General features: G+C 63.0%; 17 protein-coding genes and 1 pseudogene. 7 read left to right on the top strand and 11 right to left on the bottom strand.

The features are described 5' to 3' along the window. Nucleotides 1-37 precede the first annotated feature (37 nt). Nucleotides 38-3,454, bottom strand: a complete 3,417-nt coding sequence (locus L8F97_RS15055; protein WP_242151875.1) for a glycosyl hydrolase — start codon at nt 3,452-3,454, stop codon at nt 38-40. A gap of 227 nt (nt 3,455-3,681) precedes the next feature. Here L8F97_RS15055 and L8F97_RS15050 point away from each other — a divergent pair, with 227 nt between their 5' ends. Further along, the gene (locus tag L8F97_RS15050; protein ID WP_242151870.1) at nt 3,682-4,503 is read left to right on the top strand and encodes a DUF1080 domain-containing protein; all 822 of its coding nucleotides are present in this window, start codon (nt 3,682-3,684) and stop codon (nt 4,501-4,503) included. A 22-nt stretch (nt 4,504-4,525) separates the two neighbouring features. Here the strand turns inward: L8F97_RS15050 and L8F97_RS15045 are convergent, their stop codons facing one another. The 3 genes and pseudogenes from L8F97_RS15045 to L8F97_RS22860 form a co-directional block, all read right to left on the bottom strand. Continuing rightward, nucleotides 4,526-5,131, bottom strand: a complete 606-nt coding sequence (locus tag L8F97_RS15045) for a TetR/AcrR family transcriptional regulator (RefSeq protein WP_242151866.1) — start codon at nt 5,129-5,131, stop codon at nt 4,526-4,528. A 100-nt stretch (nt 5,132-5,231) separates the two neighbouring features. Further along, nucleotides 5,232-5,759 (bottom strand): annotated as a pseudogene (locus tag L8F97_RS22660) (SDR family oxidoreductase). After that, nucleotides 5,756-5,923 carry a hypothetical protein gene (locus L8F97_RS22860; protein ID WP_267388564.1) on the bottom strand — a complete coding sequence of 56 codons (168 nt, stop codon included), beginning with the start codon at nt 5,921-5,923 and terminating at the stop codon, nt 5,756-5,758. Before L8F97_RS22860 ends, L8F97_RS22660 begins: the two are co-directional and overlap by 4 nt. On the opposite strand from L8F97_RS22860, the gene L8F97_RS22855 reads away from it, so the two are divergent. The 3 genes from L8F97_RS22855 to L8F97_RS15030 all read left to right on the top strand — a co-directional run bounded on the left by L8F97_RS22855 (nt 5,861) and on the right by L8F97_RS15030 (nt 7,666). Then, complete coding sequence (locus L8F97_RS22855; RefSeq protein ID WP_313932020.1) at nt 5,861-6,037, top strand: hypothetical protein; 177 nt, start codon at nt 5,861-5,863, stop codon at nt 6,035-6,037. The two genes, L8F97_RS22860 and L8F97_RS22855, sit on opposite strands and share 63 nt — an antisense overlap. A gap of 289 nt (nt 6,038-6,326) precedes the next feature. Beyond that, nucleotides 6,327-7,220: a sugar phosphate isomerase/epimerase family protein gene (locus tag L8F97_RS15035; protein WP_242151862.1), complete on the top strand. Its 894-nt coding sequence runs from the start codon at nt 6,327-6,329 to the stop codon at nt 7,218-7,220. A 41-nt stretch (nt 7,221-7,261) separates the two neighbouring features. Beyond that, entirely contained in the window at nt 7,262-7,666 is a 405-nt protein-coding gene (locus tag L8F97_RS15030; protein ID WP_242151859.1) for a DUF6379 domain-containing protein, read from the top strand. A gap of 210 nt (nt 7,667-7,876) precedes the next feature. On the opposite strand, the gene L8F97_RS15025 is transcribed toward L8F97_RS15030, so the two are convergent. Beyond that, the gene (locus tag L8F97_RS15025; RefSeq protein WP_242151855.1) at nt 7,877-8,086 is read right to left on the bottom strand and encodes a hypothetical protein; all 210 of its coding nucleotides are present in this window, start codon (nt 8,084-8,086) and stop codon (nt 7,877-7,879) included. Between the two features lie 527 nt (nt 8,087-8,613). Here L8F97_RS15025 and L8F97_RS15020 point away from each other — a divergent pair. From L8F97_RS15020 to L8F97_RS15010, 3 genes are all read left to right on the top strand, one after another. Continuing rightward, nucleotides 8,614-9,192 (top strand): TetR/AcrR family transcriptional regulator, encoded by a 579-nt coding sequence (locus tag L8F97_RS15020; RefSeq protein ID WP_242151854.1) that lies wholly within the window; start codon nt 8,614-8,616, stop codon nt 9,190-9,192. Nucleotides 9,193-9,302: 110 nt separating this feature from the next. Continuing rightward, nucleotides 9,303-9,947 (top strand): gluconate 2-dehydrogenase subunit 3 family protein, encoded by a 645-nt coding sequence (locus L8F97_RS15015; protein WP_242151852.1) that lies wholly within the window; start codon nt 9,303-9,305, stop codon nt 9,945-9,947. Beyond that, a complete protein-coding gene (locus tag L8F97_RS15010) occupies nt 9,944-11,626 on the top strand; it encodes a GMC oxidoreductase (protein WP_242151849.1) in 1,683 nt (560 codons plus the stop codon). Before L8F97_RS15015 ends, L8F97_RS15010 begins: the two co-directional genes overlap by 4 nt. 87 nt (nt 11,627-11,713) lie before the next feature. Here the strand turns inward: L8F97_RS15010 and L8F97_RS15005 are convergent, their stop codons facing one another. The 6 genes from L8F97_RS15005 to L8F97_RS14980 form a co-directional block, all read right to left on the bottom strand. Beyond that, entirely contained in the window at nt 11,714-14,050 is a 2,337-nt protein-coding gene (locus L8F97_RS15005; RefSeq protein ID WP_242151845.1) for a TonB-dependent receptor, read from the bottom strand. 118 nt (nt 14,051-14,168) lie between these two features. Then, nucleotides 14,169-15,149 (bottom strand): fumarylacetoacetate hydrolase family protein, encoded by a 981-nt coding sequence (locus L8F97_RS15000; RefSeq protein ID WP_242151842.1) that lies wholly within the window; start codon nt 15,147-15,149, stop codon nt 14,169-14,171. Next, nucleotides 15,146-15,925 carry a cyclase family protein gene (locus L8F97_RS14995; protein ID WP_242151839.1) on the bottom strand — a complete coding sequence of 260 codons (780 nt, stop codon included), beginning with the start codon at nt 15,923-15,925 and terminating at the stop codon, nt 15,146-15,148. Before L8F97_RS14995 ends, L8F97_RS15000 begins: the two co-directional genes overlap by 4 nt. Beyond that, entirely contained in the window at nt 15,922-17,079 is a 1,158-nt protein-coding gene (locus L8F97_RS14990) for an alpha/beta hydrolase family protein (protein WP_242151836.1), read from the bottom strand. Before L8F97_RS14990 ends, L8F97_RS14995 begins: the two co-directional genes overlap by 4 nt. Nucleotides 17,080-17,091: 12 nt before the next feature. Beyond that, entirely contained in the window at nt 17,092-17,994 is a 903-nt protein-coding gene (locus L8F97_RS14985) for a VOC family protein (protein WP_242151834.1), read from the bottom strand. Nucleotides 17,995-18,005: 11 nt separating this feature from the next. Next, nucleotides 18,006-19,127, bottom strand: a complete 1,122-nt coding sequence (locus L8F97_RS14980; protein WP_242151829.1) for an FAD-dependent oxidoreductase — start codon at nt 19,125-19,127, stop codon at nt 18,006-18,008. Between the last annotated feature and the right edge of the window lie 18 nt (nt 19,128-19,145).

The following is a 19,145-nucleotide window of genomic DNA, read 5'->3' as shown; positions in this document are numbered from 1 at the left end:
ACAACGAACGAGGCGTATCTCGAAGCATGACCCGCCATCATCGCCGCAATGTGACCGGGCCGATCAACCCGGACCGCCGTAGCGGTGCATCCGCGCGGTACGTCGCGCTCCCGGTCCATGTGACCTTAGTCGCGCCCGGCTGCTGATCGCCAATCAAGCGATTCACCCACAGATTGGCGACGCGGACTTCGAGATGATTTACACCCGCTCTCGTTACCGCGGCAATGTCGACCTGGTATGGCGCGTGCCATGCATAACCGGCGAGCTTGCCGTTGACCCGTACCTCGGCAATCTCCTTCGCCTCGCCGAGGTCGAGCAGCAGTTTCTGTCCGGGCTTCCAGTCACGCGGGGTGGTGAACCGATGGGTGTAGGTCGCGACGCCAGAGAAATAGCGAATGCCTGGATCGGTATTGCTATCGAGCGGCGCGAGCGTCTGGAAGTGCGCGCGCGCAGGCGCACCTCGTCCCGGCTGGAACGCGACCATCCAGTCGCGATAGAGGGCGACGACGCGAACCGGCTGGGTTACACGCTCGTCGTGAACCGCCGCTATCGCGGGCGTGCGAAACACGACATGGAACGAATCCTCACCTGCCATCGTGAGCGGGACGATCGTCTCACCATGCTCGATCCGGTAGCTGACCGGTTCAGACCGGCCGGTCTCGGCATGCCAGATCTGCGGGGCCTTGCCGACGACGCGGAAATGGGCCTCGATCGTCTCGGGCTGGTCGCGCCGGTTGACCAGATAATAGCTGTCGCCATCGGCGAGCTGGCGGTGCACGAAGGGGATCAACGCCGCCCGGCTTGCGCCCGTAAACGTGAAGTCAGGGCGGATATCAGCCTCACGCAGCGCGGTATCGATATCGCGGGTCGCGAGCATCCGGCCCTTGCCGATCCGCGCTTCGGCCCCACCGGGCCACAGTTTCGACGAGAGTGCGGTATATTCTTTCGTCGCCTCACCCAAGGATGGGCTACCGCTTGGCTTTAAGCCGGCGACCGTTGCGCCGCCTTCGACCAGAGCGGCAAGCTTGCGAAGCGTGGCAAGTGTCATTCGATCGGATGATCCGGCGAGATACAGCAGGCGATACCGCGCGCCGCCGGGCGATACGACGGCGTCGCCGTCGTTGCGCAGCGCGTTCAACAGCGTGGCGGAATCGATGAAATCATAGCCGTTCGCGGTCGGAGCGCCGCGTATGCCGGTCTCGCCGTACAGCGCGGTCAGCGGGCCTTCCTCGCCATAAATGAAGCCGACATCGGCGACGTTCCGACCTTGCTGCAACAGGAATGCGTTGCGTGCGATATAGTCGACCCAGGGACGTGCAAGCTCAGCCCAGCTCTCCTGCCGGTTGAAGAACTGGCCGATCCCGCCAAGCGACAATCCTGGAAGCTTGTCGTCAACCGGCGCGTGGACCGATGTGTGGATGACGGGGCGGTTGACGCCCAGCGCGAATTCGAGGTCGATCACGCGTTTCAGATCGGCTGGGCCGAACGCCCAAGGCGCGTCCGCCGCCGTCATCGATTCCGCGCCGACGATATTTTGTCCGTACAGATGCGCGACCGATGCCGCGCCCTTGATATCGGCGACGTAATTTGGGGAGGGGGCTTGGCGGCGCCCGAACGCCCACATTGCCCCCATGGGCACATCGGCATGGCGGCGCATTGCCATATCATCGCCAAGCGTCGGTCGGTTGCTCTCCAGCGCTTCGCCGTAAAGGCTAAGGCCGGACTGATGTGCGACGTCGGTCACCGTGCCGTAATGCTCACTCGAGATCAGGTCGGCCAGCGTGCGACGATAGTCGTACAGGAAGCGGTCCGATTGTTCGCGCGTGCCGATCAGCACACCGGTGAGCGTCGGCAGCCACGGCGTCGGATCATAGCCGCGCAGCTTCTTGAACTGCTCGATGAGCTTGGGCGTCCAGTTGCTTGCGCCGACCTCGATCGAGTCCGTCACCATCGTGCGCACGCCGGCCGCCCCCAGCAGATCCGGCCCGGTAACCGCGCGGTACATACCGAGGTAATGATCGAGATACGCGCGGACGGCGGTGCGATCGAACTTGTCGACCTCCAGCCCGGTCGCCTCGTCGGTCGCGGGGTGGTTGGTCGTTCCCAGCAGCGAATAGCCGAGCCGGATGATCCGCCAGCGGCCCGGTGGCGGCGTCCAGTCAAGCGTGCCGTCGGGGCGCATCCGGCCGGTAAGATCGATCGTCGCTTCAGGTGGGGCACCGGTCGCGTCATCGCCGGGCGCGCCAAGCGCATAGTAATCGCGCGCGATCGAGAATCCGGCTTTCGTCTCGAACCGGTCGATACGCGGTTCGGGTGACAGGCGGATATCCCCCACTGTAACCGGCTTTGCGAACTGGCCGCCAAGCATCTTGCCGAACACGCTGCCGGTTGCCAGCCCGATGTCGGGCCCGGTGGCGGCCGGCGCGGGCGTTGGTGCGGTGCCGATCACCACACGGAAGTGCGGCGCGGTCACCGCCGGGAAGCTTACCGTCGTTGGAACCTCATCCAGCGGCATGTCCGTCACCTTGCGCCATGCCGTACCGTCCGCGCTCGCCTCGAGCCGGGCGGTGAACAGCGCGCCGATCAGCGGAATCGCGGCACCGGGCAGGAAAATCCGCGCCGAGCGCAGCGTCTGCCCAGCGGGATAATCGAACTGCAGAATGCGGGGTTGGTCCGGCTTGGGGGCGGCGACCGTGTAGCCGGTTTGCTGGTCGGCGTCAGTAAGCGATGCGATGTCGATCGAGGCACCAAGCCCATCGCGCACGCGCGCCGTTACGGTCTTGTCGACGACTGTCTCAGGCACCGCGAACACCGCGACGTCGCGATAGAAATCGTCGATATGCTTTGGTGTCGTCCCGGCGAGAAGGTCCGAGAGGTCCGGCTGGCGTGGGATGCCCTGGAAGGGCCCTGCCACTGCCGGTGGGTGCTTGAGCGAGCCTGTGAACGGTTTCGCTCCGGGTATCATCGTCTCGCTCCAGACGAGCTTTTTCATGCCGTCCGCCGGGGCTACCCATGGGCCGCCGGTTTCCGACCAGCCCGGCGAAGATGCGATCGCAAGTTCCAGGCCGAGTTGGGAGGCATCGCTAGCGGCGAAGCGGAACGCCGCTTTCCAAGCGGGGCTCATATAGACGAGCCGATGATCGACGATCTGGGGCGTGGCGAGATTGATATCGAAGCTCTGCGCGCCGCCGATACCGACGCGTTTCATCCACGCAAGATCTTTGGCGATGCCATCCTGCGTGATGTTGCCGTTCATCCAGTGCCACCATACGCGGGGCCGTGCCGATGCCGGCGGATCTTGAAATTGCTCCTCCAGCGTCAGGCGCTTCGTGGCCGCCGGTGCGTTAGCCGTATCGCCTCCAGGCGCGCGCTCGGCAGCAGGCAGCAACGTCAGTGCGGTGGCAAGCAATGCGGCTCGGGTCAGCATAGCGCGGTATCGGGCGGTTGCGATCATCGGTCCTCTCCGGCGCGACACGTAGCGCGCTGCTTATCTAAATGCGGCTCGCAAGTCGCTGCGTTTCACAGTTTGACAGCACGAGACTGCCAAACTAATCACCACTTAGATTGAAAGCTCGGCAAACCCAATAGGAATGTTGAGAATGAGATTCACGGTAATCCGCAGAGAGGAGCGCGTCGTGGCGATGACATGCGGAAGGCGAACGGCGCTAGGAGGGATCGGTTATGGAATCGACGAGACGCGAGGCGCTTGGTCTCATTGCCGCGAGCGGTGCGATGATGGCACCGCTTGGGATGGCGGCTCAGGCGGTTGGCCGCATCGCTGAAACCCCGGATGCGCAGGGTTGGCGGCCGCTATTCAACGGTCGTGATCTGTCGGGCTGGACGTTTTTTCAGGATGGCAATGGCGCGTTCGATCGCGATCATGTCATCGATATCCACGACGGCATGCTGCACATTCTTGGCCCGAGTTATCGGGGTCCGCCCGCCGCCGGCATGGGGTATCTCGCGACCGCACAGGAATATGGCGACTACCACCTCTCGCTCGAGTATAAATGGGGCACCCGGCGCTATGAACCGCGTCCCAACTGGAAGCGCGACAGCGGCATCCTTTACCACACGCCGACCGGAGCGGATCTGTTGTGGCCGGACTGTATTGAATATCAGATCATGGAACGGAACACCGGCGATGCCCTGCCGATCAATCATCGGGCTGTCGGCGGGATTTCACTCGGCGGTCTGCCATCGTGGCCGGACAATCCGCCGGGTTATCACGTCTACGGGCCGCAGGTCGACGCAGGCGGTTCGCTGCGGCAGAATTTGAAAGCGGATGGCGATTTCGCATCGCTGACCGACTGGAACACCGTGGAATTAATCGCAACGGGACAAAAGGCGGCTCACATCGTCAACGGCCGCATCGTCAACACGCTGTTCGACATGGAAGCGCGTTCGAACGGGAAATATGTTCCGCTGACGCGCGGCCGTATCCTGTTGCAGATCGAATGTGCTGAAATCCTGTTCCGCAATGTCCGTATCAGGCCGCTTTGATCGATAACGCCGGCCCAGCCGATCAAGGGGCCAGAGCCGATTCGACCGCTTTGCGCAAAACCGCCGCGACCGCGAAGTTCTGATCTGTCACCTCATCCTCGCGTGCGTGGATGATGCCTTTGCGGCGCATCGAGGCGAAGCCGTAGATCGTCGACCAGAAAACCAGGTTGCGAAGCTCGATCTCGTCTTCGGCGAGATCTGGCCGACTGCTCGCGATCGGAATGTTGAGCGCATCGTGGCCGACGATCTGATAGCGCAAAAGCTCAGGGTCGAGTGTCGGAGCGGTCAGCTCGCTTTCGTACATGAGATCGAGCAATCGCGGATTGCTGTCGGCGAAGTCGATGAACTGCATGCCCATGGCCAACAGTTTCTTGTCGCTGGGCAGCGGCGCGGCCAGCACGTCCGCACTCGCAGCAATGAGATCCTTGAACCCCTCGATCGCCAGCGCGAGCAGAAATTGCCGACGATCGGGAAAATGATGATAGGGTGCGCCGGGGGACACACCGACCTGCTGGGCCAGCGTTCGGATCGACAAACCGTTGTGTCCGTGCAGCGCGATATAAGCGCGGCCGGCCTCCAGAAGCTCCTCGCGCAGATCCTCGCGGTGATAGGGTTTTGAATTCGCCATGTATCTTTTCCCGGTGGCCCACCAGACTAGCGGCACGTCAGCGCGCTAAAAGCGAATTCGGTGCGAGCGATCAATGACCATTCAGATTGGCGCCTGTTTTCTACCCGGATCGGGCAATTGGAAGGGTTACAGGCATGCCGCCGTCGAGAATAACCTTTGTACCGGTCATGAAAGCCGCCTCGGCCGACGCAAGCAACAGTGCGGCCGCCGCAATCTCAGCCGGTTGCCCCAGTCGGCCGGTCGGTTGCCGTGCCATAAACGCCGCGCGAGCGGCGTCCGCATCGCCGGTCGCGGCGAAGCGATCGCCAAGCGAGGGACTTTCGACCGTGCCAGGGCTGATCGCGTTGCAGCGGATGCCGTCGGCGATGAAGTCTTTGGCGACCGCCATGTTCCGTCCGATCACCGCCGCTTTACTCGTGGCATAAGCGCAGCGGTTTTGTGCGGCCATCACGGATTATACCACCGATGCGATACTAATAATCGAACCTTCTTTGCGAGCCAGCATGGCCGGCAGGAATGCACGGATCGTCAGGACCATCGACCGTGTGTTGACGGTATAGCTTCTGTCAAACTCGGCGGGCGCGGAGTCCAGTATTGTGCCATTTGAGACTATGCTTACGCAATTCACCAGCACAGTGGTCTGCGACCAGAGCGACGCCGCGCGCGCGACCGCGCTCTCGTAGTCACGTCTAAAACAAGACGATGGACCCCGGCATCGAAGGGCGGGGCATGGTCGAACTTGTGATCTGCGGCGATCACTTCCGCGCCCTTTGCGCCGAAGCGTTCGACAATGGCGCGACCTATACCTTGCGCACCCCCCGTGACGAAGCAAGTCTTGCCGGCGAGCCGACCGCCGCCAATGGCTTTTGGGGGCTCTGTGCTGATCGGAATGCGAGCTTCAGATGAAGACGATGCGGGATCAGTGCCGACGTGCCGATCAGTGTTTCGGGCTTGTTTGCACATGCCACCTCATGGACGGTTACAGCAGCGAAAGCAGATCTAATCACCGCTCAATGATTTGTGCAAGTGTCTCTCGCAAAGGCCGTGCCCTTCGCGACGCTGGATAAAGCCGTGCGCAGGAACCTTAGATCCGTTCAATGCCAGGCCTTGCAAACCTGCTAATCACCGATTAGATAAAGTGTTACGCCACCGCCCCCTAGTTGTGGCGGTGGCGCTGATTATAGGAATATAGCCTGTGCCGAAGACATTTAAATATGGCGTGTCGCTCTATAGCTACACGGATGACTATGGCACTGTGATGGGGCTGGACGATATGTTCGATCACGTCGCAGACACTGGTGCGACGGGTGTGGAAATTCTCGGCGAGGCGCATGTGGAGGGGTATCCAAATCCAAGCTCCGCCTGGTTGGACAACTGGTTCCGGTTGCTCGATAAACATGCCCTCGAACCCACGAATATGTGCACCTGGGTCGACAACCGGATTACCTTATCGCGCAACCTGACGGCGGAAGAAAGCGCAATCGAACTTCGACGCGATTTGGACCTTGCGCATCGATTGGGCTTCAAATTTCTACGACCAAAGTTCGGCGTGACTTCCGAAGAACTCGATCCAGATCCAAATTGGTCGAGCGCGGTCGAACGGGTGCTCGATCTGGCGCATAAGTATGACATCGTCATATGCCCGGAGATTCACGCGCCGACCCCGATCCGACATCCGGTTGTGGATGGCTATATCGAGTTTATCGAACGAACCGGGACCAAAAATTTCGGCTTGTTGATCGACACCGGCATTTTTCAGGATCGGCCACTGAAACATTGGGGGCAGCATGAGATTACGCCGGAAATGCGGGAGCGTCTCGATTTCCTGAATGGTATTCGGGTTGATCCGGACGATCTGCTTCCAATCGCGAAATATATTGTTTTCGTGCAGGCGAAGTTTCACGAGATTGACGATAATCTCGAAGATCAGAACATCCCGTGGGCTAAGGTCATCCCCGCTTTACAGCGAGCTGGCTATTCGGGTTATCTGTCGAGCGAGTATGAAGGGCTCCGCAAGCCCTGGCTCGCGATTGAGCAGGTTCGTCGTCAGCAGGCGCTATTTCGGAAAGCCGTCGACTCGGATGCATGACGTCCCATTGTTGTCACAGCTAATCTTGAATGAGGACGCATATGCTTGAACGCAGCTTGATCCAAAGCACCGGATTTCGCAATTTCGGGCAGGTCGGTGCACGCGATGGCTTCGAAGTCCGGCTGCGGATACCCAATTACCATGGCACGAGATTGTCATTGTTCGATGGCGTCGACGTCACCGTCGATGGTGAGAAATTCCCGTACGAGCAAAATCGCCTGCGCATCCGCGACGAAGTATACGGCCTGGCCGAACTACGCGAGGCGGTCGACAAGCGTTGGGGCATGTTCGAATGGGCATCGGTGCTGGTATTAAAAACCGGTGGCCTGACCCCCGGCGTTCACCGCGTCGCAGTAACGGCGCGTGTGCGGTATTGCTACTTCCCGCCGGAAATGCACGTTTTCCCCGTCAACGCCGAGCGTATGGCAACAATTGTGATGTCCTAATCGGAAGACTCGATGCGGCGATTTCGCATGTTGTAGTTGGTGGAAAGCGGAACGGCCGTTTTGAAGCACCGAAACACGATTGCTTCCGTTCATTCACCAGAGACTGACAGTCCGCTTTCGACTCAAACAGCGGAAAGCTGACGGTTACGTGAGGTTAATCCGGCACTTTAATACGGTCATGGGCTCGAAGTTCGTGCAGCTTTCGCGTCGCTACAGCGGTTCGTCCCCAAGATAGCGGACTGCCACGTGGCCGAAGGCTTTGCGCTTTCCGTAGGCGTCGATCGCGCTCCACAACGCGATTTCCTCCGTGACATTGGCGGGGTCGATCGTCCCGTCGCGAATGCGGTCCTCAAGCTCGGCGACGATCAGGAAGCGCTCATAATCGAGGCTGCCGTCGCCTAGGCTGAGAACGTCGATCATCACGTCGGCCGGGGCGCCGCCGAGCGCCGATGCCGAAATCGCGCCGTTGCCGTCATAGCTGAACTTGTGCTGGCATTCGGGATCGGTTGGCTCAATATGCCCGGCGGGTCTGGATCGGCATCGAAAACGGGTCTCCGCTACACGCGATGCAAATTTTTATAAAATTAAGGGAATTACGATGGTGATAGAGTCTCGATCGGCGCCGATCGGGAACCCCCTCATGCTTTCAGTAGCTATGCGTTTCCAACAAGTTGCACTAGATCTGCGGGTCTCGCTTCGACGTCAGTCCACACCGAAGAACAGCGTTGACACGATAGCGCTTCCTCCCGGATCTGAGTCGCGACCATTTGCCGACCGCCGGCACGAACCGCGTAATTGCGGGCGATTGCGTAGTATCGAGAATGGCCATATTGCCGGAATTATTTTCATTGATCAACATGTTAGGGACTTAGATGAACACTGATGCTGCCCTGGGTGCGGTGTCGCGCGAGCCGCAGCAGGGTCGTAGCCGCGCGTCTTACGAACGCATGCTGGTCGCGGCCGAAAAGTTGATGATACGGTGTGGCAACGACGACTTCACGCTTGCTGAAGTGGCTAAGGCGGGCAGAGTTTCTATCGGCTCGATCTATCTTCGCTTCAACAGTAAAGACGATCTGATCCGCGCGGTGCATATGAGCGTGCTCGCGCGTGTAGATAGCGAGCAACGCGAGATGCTTCAAACGGTACGTGAACAATCCGACAATCTGGAATCGTTCGTTTCCAATATCGTGGAAGCCTATGCGGAATCGCTGCGCCGATACGCTGCTGTGCTGCGCCCGATGATGTTGCGCGCGAGCTACGATCAAAAGCTGTCCGGCGTCGGCAAAGCATCGGCGGACCGGATCGGGTTGCTTATCCAACGCGAGATGCTGTGCTACCGCGACGCGATCGGTGCGGAGCGACCGGAGCGGGCGGTGAGCTCCGCCTACCGGGTGATCTACGCCACGATTGCGCGCTATCTCGGTTTCGGATCTTCGCAGGAAGTGTCGGACGAGGGCGATTGGACCGAGTTGAAAGAAGACCTTGGCCGAATGTGCGCGGCCTTCTTGGCGCGCCGCCCCGACTGATCCGCCCGCTTGCGGGAACCGTCATTTGCCGGTAAACAGAATAGAAAGTCTAATTCTGTGCGCGCGCATGGACGGAGAGATATGATGAGGCTCGGCAAGGCAACGCCGCTATGAGCGGGGAACACGGTTCCGCGCCAGTGATCGCGCGGCGTGAGATGCTGGGGCTGGCCGCCCTGCCATTGCTGTTCTGCCTGCCGGTGATCGGCTTCGAGGCGCCGAAGATCGCCCGCTGGTGGCGCGCGCGGACCGACAGGCGTGCGTTGCTCGATGTGGTCAGCGACCTGCTGATCCCGGCGACGGAGACGCAAGGGTCGCTCGGCACCGCCGTTCCCAGTTTCGTGTGGCAAGCGCTGCAACACGGCCTCGACGGCACGCGCAGCCCGGGGTCGGGTGGGGCGATCGTCGGCGCCTCGACGCTTGACACCGATGCCGAACCGGAGGGGAGCCGCCGGCTGCTCACCCCGATCGGCGAGGAGCTCGACGTGCTGGCCAAAGGTGACTTCCTCAAGGCGGCAGCGCCGCAGCAACTCGCCGCGCTGACCGCGCTCGACGCACACGCCTTCACGCCGGGGCAGGAGGATCATCCCTGGCACAAGATCAAGGATCTCATCCTGACCGGCTATTACACGTCCGAAACCGGCGGCTCGCGTGAGCTGAATTACGAACTCGTGCCGGGGCGCTTCGACCCGGATGTGCCGATCACGCCCGGCATGCACGCCTATTCGAGCGACTGGACCGCGGTGGATTTCGGATGAACACACATTTTGATGCGATCGTGGTCGGCTCCGGCATCACCGGCGGCTGGGCGGCGAAGGAGCTCACCGAGGCGGGGCTGAAGGTGTTGCTGGTCGAACGTGGCCGCAACATCGAACACGGCAAGTACGAGACCGAGACGCTCGCGCCGTGGGACCTGCCGTTTCGCGGTGAGGGCGATGCCGCCCTGTACGCGCAGGACTATCCGGTGCAGGCCAAGAACCGGCACTTCAATGAATTCACCCAGAACCACTTCGTCAACGATGTCGAGAACCCCTACACCACGCCCGAAGCGAGCGGCTTCACCTGGTTCCGCTCTTACCAGCTCGGCGGGCGGTCGTTGACGTGGGGGCGGCAATGCTATCGCTGGTCCGATTACGATTTCGGCGCGAACAAGGCCGACGGCCACGGCACCGACTGGCCGATCCGCTATGCCGACGTGGCGCCATGGTACGACAAGGTCGAGGATTTCATCGGAGTATCGGGCGCGCACGAGGGCATGGCAGCGCTGCCGGACGGGCATTTCCAGCCGGCGATGGCGCTCAACCCGGTCGAACAGCATGTCCGCGAGACGATCGGCCGGCAGTGGCCGGATCGCCGCCTGACGATCGGCCGCACCGCCAACCTCACCGAGGCGAAGGAGGGACGGAGCAAGTGCCAGTATCGCTCGATCTGCGCACGCGGCTGTTCGTATGGCGCGTATTTCTCGACGCAAAGCTCGACGCTGCCGGCGGCGCAGAAAACCGGCAACCTAACGCTCGTCACCGACTCTGTGGTCGAAGGCGTGGATTACGATCCGCATACCCGCCGCGCCACCGGCGTGCGCATCCTCGACATCGCGACCGGCACGCGCAGCCAGGCGACCGCGCGGCTGGTGTTCCTGAATGCGGGTGCGTTCAACTCGAACCATATTCTGCTGCGTTCGCACTCGGAGGCGTTCCCGCATGGGCTTGGCAACACGTCGGGCGTGCTCGGCACGCACATCATGGATCACGCGACGACGCTGGCGGCGATGGCGATGATGCCCGGGTTCGAGACCCGCACCACCTACGGCAACCGCCCGACCGGCATCGTCATCCCGCGCTTCCGTAATCTCGATGCGCAGGACGCGCCGGGTTTCACGCGCGGCTACAGCTTCCAGGGCGGCGCCCTGCAAAGCACGTGGACGCAAGGCAAACGGATGCCGGGCGTGGGTGCGCCGTTCAAGGAGAAGCTGCGCGAGATCGGCCCGTGGAAGATGGTGCTCGTCACCTTCGCCGAGAGCATTCCGCGCGCCAGCAACCAGCTGACGCTGGACCGGGTGAAGACCGATCCGCACGGTGCGCCGGTGCTCAACATCGCGTTCGAACATGGCGCCAACGAACATGCCGCGCTTGCCGATGCCAAGGCCGAGGCCAAGCACATGCTGGAGGCGGCCGGCGGCATGGTGGTGATGGGCCTCGACCAGCCCGGCCCGGGCGGTTCGGCGATCCACGAGATGGGCGGCGCGCGCATGGGGCTCGACCCGAAAACGTCGGTGCTCAACAAATGGAGCCAGTCGCATGACGTCGCCAACCTGTTCGTCACCGATGGCGCGCAGATGAGCTCGTCGGCGTGCCAGAATCCGTCGCTCACCTATATGGCGCTGACCGCGCGGGCGTGTGATGCGGCGGTGGGGATGCTAAAGAGCGGGACGATCTAAGCACGCCTATCTCGCAACGATCGTCGATACGAGAACACCGGCTCCGATAGCTCGGAGCGGGTGTTTTCTTGTGGGTGTCGCGAGGCGTCAGAAGTTGAAGCTGAACCGTCCACCGTAGGTGCGCGGTGCCTGGAACTGATAGCCGTTTATCGACGGGATCGCGGTAAAGTTGCGCTGTGCGTTGGCGAACACCGCCTTGTCGGTCAGGTTGCGCACGAACACGCTCACCTCGAAATGGCCGCTCGCCGGCGCGAACGTCAGCGAGGCGTCGGCGGTGGCATACTGGCGTTGCCGCGTGTCGGCATAGTTGAACACGTCGAAATAATATGAAGTCGAATATTTGGCGTTGATGCGCGGCGTCAGCGACGCACCATTGCCGCCGAGCGGGATCTTGTCCTCGAGACCGCCCGAGATCACGAAATCGGGTGCGTTCGGCAAAGCGTGACCGGCGACACTGGCGGAGACGACATTGCCGGTCAGCGGATCGGTGGTGCTGACCAAGCCGACGTCCTTGTCGAACCGGGAATGCAGGTAGGTCGCATTGAGATCGAGCCGGGCGCTGCCGAGCAGCGCGATGACCTGCGCCTCTGCACCATAGATCGTCGCGCTGCCGATGTTGAAGACGCCGGTGCCCGAGGAAACCACTGCCGTCGCCTGCGACGCCTGGTAGCCCTTATACGTCGAATAGAAGCCGTCGAGGTTCACCTGGAGGCGATTGTCCAGGAACTTGTTCTTGGTGCCGATCTCCCAAGCCTGCACCGATTCCGGGCCGTAATCGACCGAGGGAGCCGAACCGTTCGAGTTGAACCCGCCCGACTTATAGCCGGTTGAGTATTTGGCGTAGACCATGTTGCGCGCGGTAGGGCTCCAGTCGATTCCGCCAAGGTAGGTCGGCTTGCTGACGCGGATGCTGCCGTTGCCGAGGCCCGGCAAGGTCGGCGGCGTGCCGACGCAGCCGAGCACGGGGTAAAGGAACGACGGGATACCGGCGATGTCGCAGCGCAGTTGCGAGGTGCCGACGCGATCCTTTTTGTCCCAGGTGTAGCGGAAGCCGCCGGTCAGGCGGATCGTGCTGGTCGGGCGGACGCTGAACTGGCCGAAGCCGGCATCGGACTGGGTGCGCACGTTGTAGTTGAAGTGGACGAGGTAATTTCCGGCATAGGTGCCCTGACGTTCGAGCAGACCGCTGTCGAGCGTGTTGTTCTCGCTGAAGTGGAAGTAACCGACCTGTGCCGACACGACCTTGTCCTGCGGCGTGGCGAGGCGAACCTCGTGGTTCCAGGTATCGGGGTTCTCCGCCTGGATGAAGTTGACCGGATTGCTGGCGTTGCCGCTCGCGTCGAGCGCATGGCGCCAGTGCGAACTGTCATAGCCACCCGAATAGGTGAGCGACGCGCCGAGCGGCAGGTTGCTGGAGGTGAATTCCCAATGGATCCGGTTGCCGGTCACCTTGTTGGTGGTCGGCGCGTAATTTGGAAAGCGCTTTTCGTTGAAGCTGGTCGGCAGGACCTGACCGACCGGGCTGATCGTCGCGACGTCGCCGACATCGTTCACGTTGTCGTGCTGGTACTGGACGACCCCCTCGAACCCGTCGAACGGCTGGAACGCAGCGGTGAAACGGCCGGAGGTGGTCTGGTCGTCATCGCCGCGCCCGCCGATGCCGGTCAGCACCCGGTAGCCGTCGTGGCGATGCGCGATGCCGGAGAAGCGGAGCTGGAGCCGATCGCCGACCGGGATGTCGACGCCGGCCTCGGCGTTGACGGTGCCGTAGTTGCCGCCCTCGAGCGCGAAGTTGCCGCCGAGTTCCTTGCCGGGTCGCCGCGTGACGAGGCTTATCAGGCCACCTGTCGAATTGCGGCCGAACAGCGTGCCTTGCGGGCCTTTTAGCACCTCGACCCGCTGGAGGTCGTACATCGAGGTCGGGATGCTGAACGAGCGGTTGGTGAAGAAGCCGTCGCGTGCGATCGGCACCGAAGGATCGCCGATCTCGGTCACGTCGGTGGAGGCGATGCCGCGCACCGCAATATAGCCGCCGCCGTTGCGCGCGGTGAAGTTCACGCTCGGGTCGACGCGGGCGAGATTGGCGACGCTGGTGACGCCGGCGGCGGCGAGATCGGCACCGCTGTACACGGTCAGCGCAGTCGGCGTCTTCTGTGCGGAGGATGCGACGCGGTTGGCGGTGACGACGATGTCGCCGATCTGCTGGGTCGAGGCATTGGCGTTATCGGGTGCCTGATCGCCGGTCGCCGTGTGCATCACGCTGGTGGTGCTGGCATCCACGCCGGTCTGGCCGGGGGCAGTCGGGCTGGTCGGCGGGGTGCTCGATACCACCGGCGCCTGCTGGCCGGGGTCGGTCTGGGCATAAGCCGGCGCCACGCCGCAAACCATCGCGCTCGTTGCCATCAAGGTCGTCAGAAGCCGCATCGAAATCCTCCCCATGCTATGCAGTCTATGCGGGACGATGCCGTCCCAGCTGCGTTAAACTATAATATAACTCTAATTCTATTCTATTGTACGTCAAGCGCGCGTTATCTGCGGCTGTCTACCCGGTTCGGGCCGCAATCACCCGCTGGTCGATTACGCCGAAGATTGGCTGACCGTTCACGCGCGCCTCCATCCGTACGCGGTCGCCGAAGCGCAGGAATGGCGTGAGCGGTCGTCCGGCGATTGTATCAATCGCGCGCCGCTCGGACAGGCAGGACGAGCCGACCTCCGCATAGTTGGTCGCCGATACAGTTCCCGAGCCGATGATCGTGCCGGCGACGAGATCGCGGGTGCGGGCGGCATGGGCGACGAGTTCGTGGAAGCCGAACGCCATCTCCGCGCCACTGTCGACCGCGCCGAAGCGTTCACCGTTCACCTGCGTCTCGAGGATCGCGGCGAGGCGGCCGTCGTGCCAACGATCGCCCAGCGCATCAGGCGTGATCGCGAACGGTGCCGTGCTGCATGCGGGCTTGGCCTGGACCCAGCCGAAACCGGTCTTCATCTCGATCGGCGCGATCGTGCGCAGCGACCAGTCGTTGATCTGGATAATCAGCCGGATGTGGCCGAGCGCATCGGCTGCGCTGATTCCCATCGGCACCGCATCGACGATCACGCCGACTTCGCCCTCGAAATCGATGCCGTCGTCTTCGCTGGGCAACCGCACATCGTCGTGGGGGCCGAGGAAACGGTCGGACAGGCCCTGATACATCAGCGGGCGATCGGTCTCGATCGGCGGCAGGCGAAATGCCTTCTGCATGAGATCGCCGTGATTGAGATAGGCCGATCCATCCAGCCATTGCCACGCGCGAGGCAGGGGGGCGACAAGCGTGGCGGGATCGAGCGTCGTCAGCCCCGGCGCAGTGCCGCCCGCGACCGCGTCCGCCAGTGCACGCAGGGCGGGTTCGACGTCACGCCACCGTTCCAGCGCCGCCTGCATCGTCGCGGCGATGCCGCTCGTCGGCGCGGCATGCGCGCCGTCTGCCGCTACGACGACGAGTTCGCCATCGGGCGTGCTGTTGCGGCGGGTCGCGAGCCTCATGCCTCGAAGATCGCGACGGCGCGCGTCCAGCCGGCCGAGCCCGCCTTCACCTTGTGCGGGAAGCACGACACGGTGAAACCGAACGGCGGCAGCGCTTCGAGGTTGTGCAGCTTCTCGAGGTGGCAATAGCCGATGTCACGCCCGGCCTTGTGCCCTTCCCAGATCAGCGAGGTGTCGCCGGTCTCCGCCACTTTCTTCGCGGTGTAACTGAACGGTGCATCCCAGCTCCACGCATCGGTGCCGGTGACGCGGATGCCGCGTTCGGTCAGATACATGGTCGCTTCATAACCCATGCCGCAGCCGATGTTGACGAAATTGGGATCGCCAAGCGCGCCGCCGGCGCGGGTGTTGATGAGCACGATATCGAGCGGCTGGAGGTCGTAGCCGATACGCGTCAGTTCCGCCTCGACCTCGGCCGCGGTGACGACATCACCGTCCTCGAAGCCACGGAAGTCGAGCTTCACGCCGGGGCGGAAGCACCAGTCCAGCGGCACCTCGTCGATGGTGATCGCGCGTTCGCCGCCGTTCATCGTCGGGTGGTAATGATACGGCGCGTCGAGGTGCGTGCCGTTGTGCGTCGTCATCGTCACCGTTTCCGCCGCCGCGAAGCCGACGCCGCCGGGGATTTGTTCCGCCGTCACGCCGGGGAAGAAGTGCTGGAGTTCGGTCACCGTCTCGGCGTGCGTCTGGTAGGTGATCTTCGGCCGCATGAACGGCGGATCGGTGATAACGTCGTTATCGAGCGTGATCGACAGATCGACGAAACGGCGGCTCATGCGGTGTGCCCTCCCAACGTATCGGCGAACCAGTCGGCGATGTAATCGCGGCCATATGCCATGTTGTCCGCGCCGACATGCTCGACGCCGCCTTCGCGCGGGGTGAAGATCTTGAGTTCGCGTTGTGGCGAGTTGGTAAGCTGGTCATAAGCCTGATGCGCGTAATCGAGCGCGATCTGACGGTCCTTCTCGCCGTGGGTGACGAGGAACGGCACGGTGATCTTGTCCATCACGCCGTCCAGCGTCATCGCGGCGGACTTGATGTGGAAATCCTCCATGTCGGTCGCGCCGAACGCCCACATCACATGCGCCCAGTAATGCGGTACCGGGTTTTCGCCCTCGCGCCGCAACCGCTTCTGCTGGACCTCAGCCCAATTGTGGTTGGCGCCCCACACCGCACCGCTGGCGAAGCGCGGTTCGTAGGCGACCGCGCGGGGCGCGAAATGCCCGCCGAGCGAAATGCCGGTCATGCCGATCTGTTTCGGGTCGACCTCAGTACGCCTCTCCAGCCAGTCGACCGCCTTCGATGCCCAATGCTCGCTGTGCGGATCGACAGGCAGGTTTTGGAGGCGGAGCGCCTCGCCGCTACCGGGCTGGTCGACGCACAGGGTCGAAATACCGCGCCGGGCGAGGGCATCGGGCAGCCAGGACCAGAACAGCAGCTCCTTGGAACTGTCGAGACCGTTGCAATAGACCACCGCCGGCTGCGGGCCGTCACCGGGTGCACGCACCCACAAGGCAGGCATGGTGCCGGTGTCGAGCGGGATCTCGACGCGCTCGCGATTGAAGTTGCCGAGGCCGGTCGCCTTGTCGAAGGTGGCGCGCGCCTTGGCGTAGGTTTCTTGCCGACCGGGATGGCCGTGGCCCTGCATGCGCTCGGCGGTGATGAGGTACAGCGCCGCGCGGTCGAGCTTTGCGGCGGCGGAGAAGCCGCGACCGCGTGCCTCGTCCTCGTCGGCCAGGCCGATCAACTTGTCGGCCATCGCCACCCACTGCGCCATGAACGCGGGCGTACCGGCATCCGCGCCCTTTGCCGCCGCATCGCGGATCGGCTGGCACATATCGACGATCTCGCCGACGCGCCCGCCGCTTTCCAGCGCGATCGCAACAGAAAGGTTCCAGATGTAATTGGGGAAGAGGTCTAGCAGGGCCATCCGATCAGCGCCTCACACTGCGACCGGCTCGAACAGGCCGGCATCGGGCTTCGGATGCGGCATCGTCTGCGGGCCGCCGACGCCGGTGCCCCACTGGTCCATCGTGTGCGGTCCGGGCTGATGGACCTGATGTTCGTGGCTTTCGAAATCGACCTGCTCAAGCTCCGAGGTATATTCCACCGCGAAGCCGTTCGGCGTGGTGAAATAGCTGAACGTGTTGTTGCCGGCGGTGTGGCGACCCGGTCCCCATTTGATGTCCGTGCCGGCCTGCTTAAGCCGGTTGATGCCGCGCATCATGCAGTCCACCGACAGCATGTCGTAGGCGACATGGTTGAGGCAGGGCGGCCCCGGCAGGATCGCGAGCCGGTGATGCCATTCGTTGCAGCGCAGGAACGCCATGAAGTCACCCAGCCAGTCGCTCACCTTGAAGCCGAGCACATCGGTGAAGAAGCCCACCATCGCGCGGTGATCGGGCGAATGCAGCACGATATGGCTGATCTTCTGCGGTACCGCCTCCCACTTCACCAGCGCGCGGCCGGTGCCGCGCGCGACATCCGACGACACTTCGAACGGCAGGCCATCGGGCGAGAAGAAGCGGAAGCCGTAGCCGCCGCCGAGGCTGTCGAGCGCCTTCGGTGCGAAGATGATCTTGCAGCCGGCCGCTTCGACCTTGGCGAACAGCGCGTCGACATCGGCGCGGCTGCCGGTGGCGAGCGCGATCACGTCGATACGGTTGGCGGCATCCTCACGCAGCCGCACGACATACATCTCGTCGCTACCCTCGGCGGCGAAGTAGGCCATGCCGTCCTGCTCGCTGACGAGTTTCAGGCCCCAGTCGTTGGCATAAAAGTCGCGCTCTGCGGCGAGATCGGCGACGCCATAGCCGACATAACGGATTTCGGTGACACGGCTCATCGGGATAGTCCTCAGATCGGTTCGGAAACTTTGGTGAACATCGCGCGGGTGGCGGATGCGTTTTCGACCAGCGGCGCGAGGCCGAGCTGGCCGAGGCAGATCGCGCGGCTGGATTCAACGATGTAGCGGCAGCGCTCGAAGCGGCGCGCGCGGAACGCGTCGAACGCGGCTCCGGGCTTATCGGCCCGGACGAGTTCCTCGGCGAGCACGATTGAATCTTCGATCGCCATGCCCGCACCCTGACCGAGATGCGGGGTGGTCGCGTGGATCGCATCGCCGAGCAGCACGACCCGGCCCTTGTGCCACGGGCCTTCCACGAACAGCCATTCGAGCGGCTTGTAGACGACCTCGTCATCCTCGACGATCTGATCGCGCAAGCGCTGAATGGCAGGGGCGGGTACACCGGCGAGCTTGTCGCGCATCACCGCCGCGATCCCCTCGCGGGGGTAGCGCGGGTTGCCGGGTTCGGGCGTGGTGACGTACATGTACATCAGCGCGTCAGACAGCGGCACGAGGCCGACGCCGGTCGGGCCTTCGAACACGCGCAGACCTTTGAGATCGGGCAAGCGCGGGAAGTTGTAGCGCCACACCGCTTGGCCCGTGAAATCGGGTGCGGGCGTATCTGGAAACAGTGTGGCGCGGGTCTGCGAATAGAGGCCGTCCGCGCCGATGACGAGATCGTAGCGGCCGGTGCTGCCATCGTTGAAGCGTACCGTAACGCCGTTACCGTCATCCTCTAGCGTCTCGGCGGTGATGCCGAGCCGCACCTCCGCGCCGGCGGCACGGGTGCGGTCGCCCAGCACCTTCTGAAGCGCGCGGCGGCCGATGCCGACGTTGGCGGGAAGCCCCTCGACCAGCCGGGGCGTCGGGATCTTGGCGACGATCTGCCCGGTCGGGATCGCGATCTCGACCTGATCGAAACCCCATCCGGCATGAAGATAATCCTCGATGAGCCCGAGTGCCGCCATCGCGCGCACGACATTGCCCTGCTGGATGATGCCGACGCCATAAACCGACCAGTTCGGATCGCGCTCGATCACCTTGACCGCGAAGCCTTTGCCGCGGAGCGCGATCGCTGCGGTCAGGCCGCCGATGCCGCCGCCGATGACCAGTGCTGAGGTTTCCGGTGCCAAGACGTGTCCTCTCTTGCG

It is taken from the genome of Sphingomonas sp. BAUL-RG-20F-R05-02, assembly GCF_022662305.1.
In the GTDB taxonomy this organism is placed as follows: Bacteria; Pseudomonadota; Alphaproteobacteria; order Sphingomonadales; family Sphingomonadaceae; genus Sphingomonas.
The sequence above is the reverse complement of the archived record's forward strand: the minus strand, read 5'-3'. Positions and strand labels throughout refer to the sequence as shown.

Bases quoted from the DNA above. Each gene is read 5' to 3' on its own strand.
- L8F97_RS14995 (WP_242151839.1), bottom strand. From the start codon at position 15,925: ATGAGCCGCCGTTTCGTCGATCTGTCGATCACGCTCGATAACGACGTT.
- L8F97_RS15000 (WP_242151842.1), bottom strand. From the start codon at position 15,149: ATGAGGCTCGCGACCCGCCGCAACAGCACGCCCGATGGCGAACTCGTC.
- L8F97_RS15005 (WP_242151845.1), bottom strand. From the start codon at position 14,050: ATGCGGCTTCTGACGACCTTGATGGCAACGAGCGCGATGGTTTGCGGC.
- L8F97_RS15030 (WP_242151859.1), top strand. From the start codon at position 7,262: ATGCTTGAACGCAGCTTGATCCAAAGCACCGGATTTCGCAATTTCGGG.
- L8F97_RS15045 (WP_242151866.1), bottom strand. From the start codon at position 5,131: ATGGCGAATTCAAAACCCTATCACCGCGAGGATCTGCGCGAGGAGCTT.
- L8F97_RS14985 (WP_242151834.1), bottom strand. From the start codon at position 17,994: ATGAGCCGTGTCACCGAAATCCGTTATGTCGGCTATGGCGTCGCCGAT.
- L8F97_RS15025 (WP_242151855.1), bottom strand. From the start codon at position 8,086: ATGATCGACGTTCTCAGCCTAGGCGACGGCAGCCTCGATTATGAGCGC.
- L8F97_RS15015 (WP_242151852.1), top strand. From the start codon at position 9,303: ATGAGCGGGGAACACGGTTCCGCGCCAGTGATCGCGCGGCGTGAGATG.
- L8F97_RS15010 (WP_242151849.1), top strand. From the start codon at position 9,944: ATGAACACACATTTTGATGCGATCGTGGTCGGCTCCGGCATCACCGGC.
- L8F97_RS15055 (WP_242151875.1), bottom strand. From the start codon at position 3,454: ATGATCGCAACCGCCCGATACCGCGCTATGCTGACCCGAGCCGCATTG.
- L8F97_RS14990 (WP_242151836.1), bottom strand. From the start codon at position 17,079: ATGGCCCTGCTAGACCTCTTCCCCAATTACATCTGGAACCTTTCTGTT.
- L8F97_RS15020 (WP_242151854.1), top strand. From the start codon at position 8,614: ATGCTGGTCGCGGCCGAAAAGTTGATGATACGGTGTGGCAACGACGAC.
- L8F97_RS15050 (WP_242151870.1), top strand. From the start codon at position 3,682: ATGGAATCGACGAGACGCGAGGCGCTTGGTCTCATTGCCGCGAGCGGT.
- L8F97_RS22855 (WP_313932020.1), top strand. From the start codon at position 5,861: ATGGTCGAACTTGTGATCTGCGGCGATCACTTCCGCGCCCTTTGCGCC.